The following is a 10,396-nucleotide window of genomic DNA, read 5'->3' as shown; positions in this document are numbered from 1 at the left end:
GCTTCACGCCGCCGCCCCCGCCCGCCACCCCGCCTGTTCCTACTTCCGCTCCGCCAGGGTGTCGGCCACCAGGGCGTTCGCGTGGCCGTGGCCCAGGCCGTGTTCCGTCTTGAGCCAGGCGACGAGTTCCATGTGCTTGGTCAGCGGCGAGGTCCTGATGAGGTCCTTCCACTCCGCGATCGGTCGGCCGTACTTCTTCTCGATCGACGGGAAATAGCTGGCGGGGCCCTTCACGGTGTCGGCCATGGTGAGTCTCCTTCGTTGCGATGCCGTCGTAAGGAAGACCGTCGACGGAGTGGGAACTGAGCGGGCATCCGGTATGACCTGCGTCACACCATCGGCCCGCCCGGCCGTCAGGCCCTCGCGGTCCGGCGGGCCTCCTTCAGTTCGCGAGCGATGGCCCACGCGTCGGCGACCGGGCCGACGTGGGTGAGCTTCTCGGGGTTGTTCAGGCCGCGGATGGTCCGGATGCGGCCGTCGAGCACGTCCAGGGCCATGAGGTGGAGCACCTTGCCGTCGCGGTCGCGGAAGATCGCGCCGGGCTCGCCGTTGATGTCGTGCCGCTCGCACGTCACGTCGATCCGGGTCAGCCAGGGGTAGACCGCTGCCAGCAGGCGGGCGACGTTCGCCGCGCCCATGACGGCCTTGGCGAGCTGGGGCGCGTTGCCGCCCGCGTCCCCGACGAGCTGCACGTCGGCGGCGAGCAGGTCCTGGAGACCGCCCACGTCGCCGTCCCTCAGGGCGTCGAAGAACCGAGTCGCCAGTTGCCGCCGCTCCTGGCGGCCAGCCGCGAACCGCGGCCGGCCCGCCTCCATGTGCCGGCGCGCCCGCACCAACAGCTGGCGGCACGCCGCCTCCGAGCGCCCCACCGCCGCGGCGACCTCGTCGAAGCCGAAGGCGAAGACCTCCCGGAGTACGAACACCGCCCGCTCCAGCGGGCTGAGCCGTTCCAGCAGCAGCAGCGCCGCCATGGACACCGAGTCGGCCAGCTCCACCGCGCGCGCGGGATCCTCGTACGGGTCGCTGAGCAGCGGTTCGGGGAACCAGGGGCCCGGGTACTGCTCGCGCCGCACCCGCGCGGAGCGCAGCACGTCGATCGAGATGCGCGTCACCGTCGCCGACAGGAACGCCTTGGTCGACGTGGGGCGGGTCGCCGAGGCGGCGAAGCGCAGCCACGTCTCCTGGACGGCGTCCTCGGCCTCGCCGACGCCGCCCAGGATCCGGTAGGCGATCGAGAACAACAGCGGCCGCAGTTCCTCGAATTCCTCGACCTTGGTCACGCCTGGTCCCCCTTTGAAGTCCTGCGCCCGGCCGTACTCACCCGGCCGGGCGCCCTCCGTTGATCATCCGGACCGACGGCGGTTCGGGCCGGGGCGGGGTCCTCCTCAGTGGAGCTGCCCGGGTTCGTATCCGCCCGCCGGCTGCTGGGCGATGACGTTCAGCCTGTTGGCCATGTTCATGAACGAGATCAGCAGGGTCAGGGCGGTGAGCTGCTCCTCGTCGTAGTGCTTGGCGGCGTTCGCCCACGCCTCGTCGCCGACCCCGCCCGCGGCGTCGGCGATCCGGGTGCCCTGCTCCGCCAGTTCCAGTGCGGCCCGCTCGGCCTCGGTGAAGACGGCGGCTTCCCGCCATGCCGCCACCAGGTGCAGCCGTACCGGGGTCTCGCCGGCCGCGGCGGCGTCCTTGGTGTGCATGTCGATGCAGACGGCGCAGCCGTTGATCTGGCTGACGCGCAGCGCCACGAGTTCCTGCGTCGCGGCCGGCAACGGCGACTCCTTGACCAGCTTGCCTGCCGCCATGACGTGCTTGAGGGCCTTGCCGGCGGTCGGGTCGGCGAAGTAGTTCAGTCGCGCGTCCATGATGTGCTCCTCCGTGGTCGTCCGTGGCCATCAGTGGCTACGCACCCGAGACGAGATGGCCGGAGGTTCTGTGACACGGACGGGGGCCCGGGTGGGTGTGACCTGCGTCTCGCTCCCTGCCGGCGGGCCGGGCGGTCCCGCTTAGCCTGGGCGCCATGAGCAGCGAGGGCCGTGAAGGCACTGAAGGCACTGAAGTCCGTGTAGGCAGCGAGAGCAGCGGGATCGGCGACGAGGAGTTCCACAGCGTCCTGCATGCCCTGCGCGTGTGGGACTCCCCGCTCCCCGGGTTCGACACGGGGGCGGCTCCCGGCGAGCCGGTGGCGCTGTTCCGGGAGTGGTTCGTGCACGCCGCGCGGGCGGGGCAGCAGGAGCCGCACACCATGAGCCTGGCCACGGTGGACGGCGGGGGGCGGCCCGACGTACGGACGCTGATGCTGCACGACGTCGACGCGCGGGGCTGGCACTTCGCCTCGCACGCCACGAGCGCCAAGGGTGTGCAGCTGGCCGCGCGGCCGGAGGCGGCGCTCGGCTTCTACTGGCCGTCGGTGGGCCGGCAGGTCCGGGTCCGGGGCACGGTCACCGCCTGCGGGCCGGAGGAGAGCCGGGCGGACCTGGCGGTCCGTTCGCGCGGTGCGCTCGCGGCCGCGCTCACGGGGCGGCAGAGCGAGGTGCTGGGTTCGGTGGAGGAACTTGCGCGGGCCTCGGCGGCCGCCTGGGAGCGGGCCGGGTCGGAGCCGGACGCTCCGGCTCCGACCTGGACGCGGTACGTACTGGCGCCCGCCGAGGTGGAGTTCTTCCAGGGGGACGCCGCGCGCAGGCACGTCCGCCTGCGCTACCGGCGCACCGATGGCGGCTGCTGGGTCCGTGAGCTGCTCTGGCCCTGATCCGGCCCGGTCGACGAGGCGCCGGCATCGACCGGGCGTCGGCCAGGACCGGGCCGGGGGCGGGGCGGGAACCCGGGCCACACCAGGGCGGGGCCAGGACCCGAGCCAGGCCGGGGCGGGGCCGGGGCCCGGCCCAGGAACGGGGCCGGACCCCGGGCTCAGCCCCGCGGCTCGGGTCGGAAGACCGCCACCCACACCCCGTCCGCGGCCTCGCGGAAGGTGACCGTCAGCGGCATGCCGATGCGCAGGTCGGCCGCCTCGCAGTCCACCACCTCGGTCATCATCCGCGGGCCTTCGGCCAGGTCGACGACGGCCGCCGCGTAGGGGACGCGCGTACCGAACGGCGGCAGGTCGTTGCGGTGGATCACCGACCACGTGTAGAGGGTGGCGCGGCCGCTCGCGGTCTCCCAGGCCACCCGGTCCTCGCCGGCCCAGCAGTGGGGGCAGAACTCTCGCGGGTAGTGGTGCGCCCGTGCGCAGGCGCCGCACCGGCGCAGCAGGAGCCGGCCCTGCGCCGCGGCGTCCCAGTAGGGGCGGGTGAAATCGTCGGCCTCGGGGAGGTCGTGGCGCACGGTGCCGCTCACAGGAACAGTCCGATCGCCGCGTCGAGGGACCAGGTCTGCCAGGACACGGCGAGGAGCGCGACGAGGGAGATGAGCGCCATCATGGCGTTCTGCCCCTGCTCGGCCCAGTCGTGGATCATCAGCACCAGGTAGAGGAGGTTCAGGAGGAGTCCGCCGATCAGGGCGACCGGGGTCAGGAAGCCGGACACCAGGCCCAGCCCGAGGGCGAGTTCCGCGTAGACGACGAGGTACGCCATCGTCCTCGGCCGCGGTGCGACGACCTGCTGGAAGCCGCTCCTGACGAAGGTCCAGCGGTGCTTGTTCGCGACGTCGGCGGCCCAGGCGATGCCGGTGCCGCGTTCGAACCAGCCCTTCTTGTCCTTGTGCCGCCAGCTCTCCAGCCACCACAGGCCGAGGCCTATCCGGAGCACGGCGAGCCATTCGGCCCCACTGAGCCAGACGGTCTGCATCGGCAGCCCCCACTCCCCTCACCACTGATCTGACGGTACGTCAGTTCAGCGGATGCGGAGCGATCCCGCAAGGCCGCGGAGCGATCCCACCGGGCCCCGGCCGTCCACGGGCCCGCCGCCGTGACCGATCCGCAATCGATTCCCTGCTCGTCCGAGACCCATCAACCCAGCGTGGCGATACGATCACACCTCATGCCCGCAGTCCCCGCACCCGCAGTCGACATGACCACCCAGCCCCGCCCCGTGTACGTCATCGGGGCCGGTCCCGGCGGCCTCGCCGCGGCCGCCGCGCTGCGCGCCCGCGGGGTCCGTGCCGTGATCGTCGAGAAGTCCGACGCCGTCGGCGCGTCCTGGCGGCGCCACTACGACCGGCTGCACCTGCACACCACGCGCCGGCTGTCCGCCCTCCCGGGCCTGGCGATGCCCCGCCGGTTCGGACGCTGGGTCTCGCGCGACAACGTCGTGCGCTACCTGGAGAAGTACGCCGAGTTCCACGAGCTGGAACTCGTCACTGGCGTCGAGGTGACCCGGATCGAGCCCGGCCCCGAGGACGAGGGCGGCTGGACCCTGCACGCGAGCGGCGGGCGGGTGCTGTCCGCCGCGGCGGTCGTCGTCGCCACCGGCTTCAACCACACGCCCAGGCTGCCCGACTGGCCGGGCCTGGAGTCGTACGCCGGCCGGCTGCTGCACGCCGCCGACTACCGCAACCCCCTGCCGTACGCAGGCCAGGACGTCCTCGTCGTCGGCGTCGGGAACACCGGCGCCGAGATAGCCGCCGACCTCGCCGAGGGCGGCGCGGCCCGGGTGCGCCTCGCCGTGCGCACCGCCCCGCACATCATGCGCCGCTCCACGGCCGGCTGGCCCGCCCAGCGCAGCGGGATCCTCGTCCGCCGGCTGCCGGTGCGGCTGGTGGACCGGCTGGGCGCGCTCGTGGCCCGGGCCTCGGTCCCGGACCTGTCGGCGTACGGGCTCCCGCGCCCCACCACCGGGCTGTACAGCCGGGTCAAGGAGGGGGCGATCCCGGTCCAGGACGTGGGCCTGGTCGACGCGGTGCGCGCCGGGAAGGTGGCGCCGGTGGCCGCCGTGGCCTCCTTCGACGGTGCGGAGGTGGTGCTCGCGGACGGCTCGCGCATCACCCCGGACGCGGTGATCGCGGCCACCGGCTACCACCGCCGGCTGGAGGGGCTGGTCGGGCACCTCGGGGTGCTGGACGAGCGGGGCCGCCCCCGTACGCACGGCGCCCGCACCCCGGCGGAGGCCCGCGGCCTGTACTTCACCGGTTTCTCCAACCCCATCAGCGGCATGTTCCGCGAGATGGCCCTGGACGCGGAGAAGATCGCCAAGGCGGTGGCCCGGCAGACGGCGGGCGGCTGAGCCCCCGCGCCCCCGCGCCTGGCCACCCCCGCGCCCGTCGTCGGCGGCGCGCCCGCGAGCCTGGCCGCCCGCGAGCCTGGCGGCCCCGCCCCCGTCGTCGGCGGCGCGCCCGCGCGCCCCGCGCCTGCCCGCCCCGGCCGTCGGCACGTCACAGGAGGTGGTCCAGGTCGTACAGGCGCTGGTGCCACCAGGCTCCCCTGCGGTGCGGCTGCCGGTGGGCGAACGGGTCGGGTACGGTCCGGCGCCACAGCTCCTCGTCCAGATCGGCCAGCAGGGCCTCCAGCTCCCGGCGCGGCCGGGGCGGGAGCCTGCTCACGACCAGTTCGAGGAGGTCCCTGGCGACGGCGATGTCGTGGCGGAGGTCGCACTGCTCACAGCCGCAGTAGTCGCGCCGCAGATACAACCAGCGGCCCGGAAGGGTGAGGAAGTGGCGGCAGGTCTCGAGAGCGGTCCGGGTCGCCCCGGGCCAGAGGCCCTCGTCGTACGGGCGCCGGCACTCCTCGCGGTGGACCGCGGCGACCGTCCGTGAGGAGAGCCGGTCGATGCGGATGGGCCACGGTCCGGGCGGCCGGTCGTTCCGGCCGTGCTCGAGACCCGCGTACATCGGTTGCGGCAGAACCTGTTGCGCGCGCAGCGCGCCGGGCCGTCTACGCGGCATGGGCCTTTCGGACAGCAGTCATGGGATCGATCATGACACCGGCACGGGCGAACATCCAGACCCCGGCGTGGTCGGGGACGAGTGCCGGCGGGCCGCCGGGCCCGTCCGCGGGTGGCGCGCGGCCGCCCCCGCCGGGCGATCTCGGCCTGAAGTGCACTCTGGACCCGCTCCGCGAGCATCTGCCACCGTTCACCACATCACCTCCACCAGCTTTCCTGCGCAGGCCTGTTCCTGACGGCACGTCAGTTCAGTAATCTGACTGCACGTCAGTTATCGAGTTCCATCGAGGTTCATCGAGCAGGAGCGGGCGGAACGATGCTTGGATCTACTCACGGCACCCTCACCACCGACTTCCGCGCACGAGTCGAGGCCTGCGGGGAGACCCCCAGGACGGCCGTCCATTCCTCGGCGGCCCCCTCCGCCGACGACGCGATCCCCGTGGACGTCAGCGGACGGCCGCTGCACGCCGACGTACCCGACCTGGACCGGTTCTTCCGGCCCGAGTCCGTGGCGGTCGTCGGCGCCTCCGACGCCGAGGGCAGACCCAACACCGGCATCACCCGCCAGCTCATCTCCTGGGCGGAGCGCGTCGGCGCCCGGATCCACCCCGTCCACCCCACCCGCGCCACCGTCTTCGGGCTGGCCTGCCACCCCTCCGTCGCCGACCTGCCCGAACAGGTGGACCTCGCCGTCCTGCTGGTCTCCGATCCGCTGCCCGTCATCGAGGAGCTCGCCGACACCAAGGTGAAGTTCGCGGTCGCCTTCGCCTCCGGCTTCGCCGAGACCGGCGACGCCGGAGCAGCCGCCCAGCAACGCCTCGCCGCCGCCGTCCGGCGCTCCGGCCTGCGCCTGCTGGGCCCGAACACCAACCTCAACGCCTTCGAGGAGTTCCGCCACGACCTCGACGGCCCGGCGATCGCCCTGATCACCCAGTCCGGCCACCAGGGCCGGCCCGTCTACACCCTCCAGGAACTGGGCATCCGGCTGTCCCACTGGGCACCCACCGGCAACGAGGCCGACCTGGAGACCTCCGACTTCATCTCCTACTTCGCCGAGCAGCCCGAGGTCGGCGCCATCGCCTGTTACGTGGAGGGCCTCAAGGACGGCCGGTCCTTCCTGCTGGCCGCCGACCGGGCCGCCCGCAACGGCGTCCCGGTCGTCGCCGTCAAGGTCGGCCGCACCGAGACCGGCGCCCGCATGGCCGCCTCCCACACGGGGAAGCTGACCGGCGCCGACACCGTCGTGGACGCCGCCATGCGCCAGTTCGGCGTGATCCGCGTCGACGGCCTGGACGAGCTCCAGGACACGGCCGCCCTCCTCGCCCGGGCCCGCAGGCCCGAGGCCGACGGCGTCGTCGTGTACTCCATCTCCGGCGGCACCGGCGCCCACTTCTCCGACCTGGCCACCGAGGCCGGCCTGACCCTGCCCACCCTCTCGCAGGCCAAGCAGGACGAACTCCACCAGTGGATCCCGCCGTACCTGAACGTCGCCAACCCCGTCGACAACGGCGGCCACCCCGTCGGCGACTGGCGCGGCCGGAAGATCATCGACGCGATCCTCGCCGACCCTGCGGTGGGGGTCCTCATCTGTCCGATCACCGGCCCCTTCCCCCCGATGAGCGACCGGCTCGCCCAGGACCTGGCCGACGCCGCCGAGCAGACCGACAAGTTGATCTGCGTGATCTGGGGCTCCCCCGTCGGCACCGAGGACGCCTACCGCACCACCCTCCTCGGCTCCTCCCGCGTGGCCACCTTCCGTACCTTCGGCAACTGCATCACCGCCGTACGCGCCTACCTCGGCCACCACCGCTTCACCACCGGCTACCGCTCCCCCTTCGACGACGCACCGCGTACGCCGTCACCCTCGTACCGCAAGGCGCAGGCCCTCATGCGGCCGGGACAGCAGCTGAGCGAGCACGCCGCGAAGCAGCTCCTGCGCGCCTACGGCATACGGGTACCGCGCGAGCAGCTGGTGACGAGCGCGGCCGCGGCGGTGCGCGCGGCCGGGCTGGTCGGCTACCCGGTGGTGATGAAGGCCTCCGGCCCGCAGCTCGGCCACAAGACCGAACTCGGCCTGGTGAAGATCGGCCTCACCTCCGCGAGCCAGATCCGCGACGCGTACCGAGAGCTGACCGACATCGCCCGCTACGAGAACGTCCCGCTCGACGGGATCCTGGTCTGCCAGATGGTGGAACGGGGCGTGGAGATGGTCGTCGGGGTCACCCAGGACGACCTCTTCGGCCCGACCGTCACCGTCGGGCTGGGCGGTGTCCTCGTCGAGGTCCTCCACGACGCGGCGGTCCGCGTCCCGCCGTTCGGCGAGGACCAGGCCCGCGCGATGCTCACGGAGCTGCGCGGCCACGCTCTCCTGGAGGGCGTCCGGGGCGCGCCCCCGGCCGACGTGGACGCCTTGGTGGAGGTCATCCTACGGATCCAGCGCATGGCCCTGGAGTTCGGCGGTGAACTCTCCGAACTGGACATCAACCCCCTGATGGTCCTCCCCCGGGGCCAGGGCGCGGTCGCCCTGGACGCCCTGGCCATCTGCCGCTGACGCTGCGCCCGCCCCCTGTCCGAAGCCGGGCTCCGCCCGGACCCTGTCCTCGAACGCCGTACGGGCCGGCAACCCGGCCCCGCCGGTGTTCGAGGCGCAGGGGCTCGGGTGCGGCGCCCGCAACGCCGCCGCACCCACCGCACGCCGACCGCCCCGAACGGGAGTCCACGCATGGCCACCGCCCCCGAGGACGCCGTCCTCCACCGCCTCGAGAACAACGTCTGCTGGATCACCCTCAACCGCCCCGAGGCGATGAACGCCGTCACCCGGGCGCAGCGCGAACGCGTCATCGCCCTGCTCGACGACGCCTCCGCCGACCCCGCCGTCCGCGCGGTCGTCCTCACCGCCACCGGCACGGCCTTCTGCGCGGGCGCCGATCTGCGCGGTGGCCCCGCCACCGGCGGGGACCGCGTCGCCGGGGACGTGGCGCGCATGATCCGCCTCGGCGCGCAGCGCCTGATCACAGCGGTCCTCGACTGCGAGAAACCGGTGATCGCCGCCGTCAACGGCACGGCCGCCGGTATCGGTGCTCACCTCGCGCTGGCCTGCGACCTCGTGATCGCCGCCGAGGGGGCCCGCTTCATAGAGGTGTTCGTGCGCCGCGGCCTGGTCCCGGACGGTGGTGGGGCGTACCTGCTGCCCCGTCTGGTCGGCCCGCAGAAGGCGAAGGAGCTGATGTTCTTCGGCGACGCCGTCCCGGCGGCCGAGGCCGCCCGGCTCGGCCTGGTCAACAGGGTGGTGGCGGCCGAGGACCTGCAGGCCGCCGCCCGCGCGTGGGCCGAGCGGCTCGCCCAGGGTCCCACCCGGGCCCTCGCCCTGACGAAGCAGCTGGTCAACGCCTCCCTGGACGGGGACCGGGCGGCGGCGCTGGCCGCCGAGGCCACCGCTCAGGAGGTCAACATGACCACGGTCGACGCGAACGAGGGCGTGGCGAGTTTCGTGGAGCGCCGTACACCCGCATACCTGGGCCGCTGACCGCGACCCTTCGCCGGGCTGCATCTGCGGGGCGGGCTGCATCTGCGGGCCGGGCCACACCTGCGGGGCGGGCTACATCTGCGGGGCGGGCTTCAGCAGCGCGAACACCGCGCCGAAGGGGTCCGCGAGCCAGCCGATCCGCCCGACGTCCGGTACGTCGGCGGCCGGCATCAGGACGGTCCCGCCGTTCTCACGGGCCCTGGCGATGGTGGCGTCGACGTCCCCCACGTGGAAGTAGGGGACCCAGCGCGCCTCCTCGCCCGCTCCCGCGCCGTCGCCGAGGGCCGCGACCCCGCCGAAGGAGGCGTCCTCCTGGTCGCCGTCGGCGGTGCTCAGGACCCGGTACGTCATCCCGGGCGTCTGCATCTCGGCGTGGCGCCACCCGAACAGCCCGGAGTAGAAGGCGATGTCCGCGACCGGATCCGGTACGTGGAGCTCGGCCCACACCAGCGCGTTCTCCTCGGAGGCCACCGCGAATCCCGCGGTCCTGCCGGGCTGCCAGCAGGCGAAGTCGGCGCCCTGCGGGTCGGTGAACTGCGCCAGCCACCCCTCACCCATGACGTCCATGGGCTCCGTCCGCACCCGCCCGCCACCGGCCTTGACGGCCTCGGCGGTGGCCTGGATGTCGGGGGTCATGAAGTGGTGCATCCAGGCCGACCGGGCGCCCTCCTCGGTGAGCGGTCCGAGGGCGGCGACGGTCTTGCCGTCCCGCTGGAAGAAGCCGTACCCGCCGGCCTCGGGTCCGGCGGAGGCGAACTCCCAGCCGAACACGGCGCCGTAGAACGCGGCGGCCGCGCCGGTGTCGGGGCTGCCGAGGTCGAGCCAGTTGGGTGATCCGGTGCGGAAGTCGGTGCCGAGCATGGGCCCTCCTGGGCGTACGGCGGCGGTACGGGTCGCTGCCACGATGCCGAGCCTCCTCCCCCGCCCCCGCCCACGCCCCCGCCCACCCACCCGGTTTCACCCGTGCGGGTGAGCCCCGCGCACCGGTCCGACGCAGGGCGCGGCAACGCCGAAGCCCCGTTCCCCACCCCTTCCCATCTGACGAACCGTCAGCTTCAATCGG

General features: G+C 73.5%; 11 protein-coding genes. 4 read left to right on the top strand and 7 right to left on the bottom strand.

Features of this window, described 5'->3' with window-relative positions; all coding sequences use genetic code 11:
* Nucleotides 1-39 precede the first annotated feature (39 nt).
* The 3 genes from IH80_RS0130405 to IH80_RS0130395 form a co-directional block, all read right to left on the bottom strand.
* Nucleotides 40-246, bottom strand: coding sequence for a DUF4287 domain-containing protein (locus tag IH80_RS0130405; RefSeq protein ID WP_030964770.1), 207 nt, complete (start codon nucleotides 244-246; stop codon nucleotides 40-42).
* Between the two features lie 107 nt (nucleotides 247-353).
* Nucleotides 354-1,280 carry an RNA polymerase sigma-70 factor gene (locus tag IH80_RS0130400; protein ID WP_030964769.1) on the bottom strand — a complete coding sequence of 309 codons (927 nt, stop codon included), beginning with the start codon at nucleotides 1,278-1,280 and terminating at the stop codon, nucleotides 354-356.
* 105 nt (nucleotides 1,281-1,385) lie between these two features.
* On the bottom strand, nucleotides 1,386-1,859 hold the full coding sequence (locus IH80_RS0130395) for a carboxymuconolactone decarboxylase family protein (protein WP_030964768.1): 474 nt from the start codon (nucleotides 1,857-1,859) through the stop codon (nucleotides 1,386-1,388).
* Nucleotides 1,860-2,014: 155 nt separating this feature from the next.
* On the opposite strand from IH80_RS0130395, the gene IH80_RS0130390 reads away from it, so the two are divergent.
* Nucleotides 2,015-2,743 (top strand): pyridoxine/pyridoxamine 5'-phosphate oxidase, encoded by a 729-nt coding sequence (locus IH80_RS0130390; protein ID WP_078906814.1) that lies wholly within the window; start codon nucleotides 2,015-2,017, stop codon nucleotides 2,741-2,743.
* Nucleotides 2,744-2,901: 158 nt separating this feature from the next.
* On the opposite strand, the gene IH80_RS0130385 is transcribed toward IH80_RS0130390, so the two are convergent.
* Nucleotides 2,902-3,360, bottom strand: a complete 459-nt coding sequence (locus tag IH80_RS0130385) for a Zn-ribbon domain-containing OB-fold protein (protein WP_386394745.1) — start codon at nucleotides 3,358-3,360, stop codon at nucleotides 2,902-2,904.
* Entirely contained in the window at nucleotides 3,324-3,776 is a 453-nt protein-coding gene (locus tag IH80_RS0130380; RefSeq protein ID WP_030964764.1) for a hypothetical protein, read from the bottom strand. Before IH80_RS0130380 ends, IH80_RS0130385 begins: the two co-directional genes overlap by 37 nt.
* Before the next feature lie 192 nt (nucleotides 3,777-3,968).
* On the opposite strand from IH80_RS0130380, the gene IH80_RS0130375 reads away from it, so the two are divergent.
* Nucleotides 3,969-5,150: a flavin-containing monooxygenase gene (locus IH80_RS0130375; protein WP_030964763.1), complete on the top strand. Its 1,182-nt coding sequence runs from the start codon at nucleotides 3,969-3,971 to the stop codon at nucleotides 5,148-5,150.
* A 148-nt stretch (nucleotides 5,151-5,298) separates the two neighbouring features.
* Here IH80_RS0130375 and IH80_RS42800 read toward each other — a convergent pair whose 3' ends face one another.
* Nucleotides 5,299-5,808 (bottom strand): hypothetical protein, encoded by a 510-nt coding sequence (locus IH80_RS42800; protein WP_078906813.1) that lies wholly within the window; start codon nucleotides 5,806-5,808, stop codon nucleotides 5,299-5,301.
* A 315-nt stretch (nucleotides 5,809-6,123) separates the two neighbouring features.
* On the opposite strand from IH80_RS42800, the gene IH80_RS0130365 reads away from it, so the two are divergent.
* Nucleotides 6,124-8,358: an acetate--CoA ligase family protein gene (locus IH80_RS0130365; protein WP_030964760.1), complete on the top strand. Its 2,235-nt coding sequence runs from the start codon at nucleotides 6,124-6,126 to the stop codon at nucleotides 8,356-8,358.
* 171 nt (nucleotides 8,359-8,529) lie between these two features.
* On the top strand, nucleotides 8,530-9,333 hold the full coding sequence (locus tag IH80_RS0130360; protein WP_030964759.1) for an enoyl-CoA hydratase/isomerase family protein: 804 nt from the start codon (nucleotides 8,530-8,532) through the stop codon (nucleotides 9,331-9,333).
* Nucleotides 9,334-9,405: 72 nt separating this feature from the next.
* Here IH80_RS0130360 and IH80_RS0130355 read toward each other — a convergent pair whose 3' ends face one another.
* Complete coding sequence (locus tag IH80_RS0130355) at nucleotides 9,406-10,194, bottom strand: VOC family protein (RefSeq protein ID WP_030964758.1); 789 nt, start codon at nucleotides 10,192-10,194, stop codon at nucleotides 9,406-9,408.
* Between the last annotated feature and the right edge of the window lie 202 nt (nucleotides 10,195-10,396).

Source organism: Streptomyces sp. NRRL S-378, from assembly GCF_000720645.1.
In the GTDB taxonomy this organism is placed as follows: Bacteria; Actinomycetota; Actinomycetes; order Streptomycetales; family Streptomycetaceae; genus Streptomyces.
The sequence above is the reverse complement of the archived record's forward strand: the minus strand, read 5'-3'. Positions and strand labels throughout refer to the sequence as shown.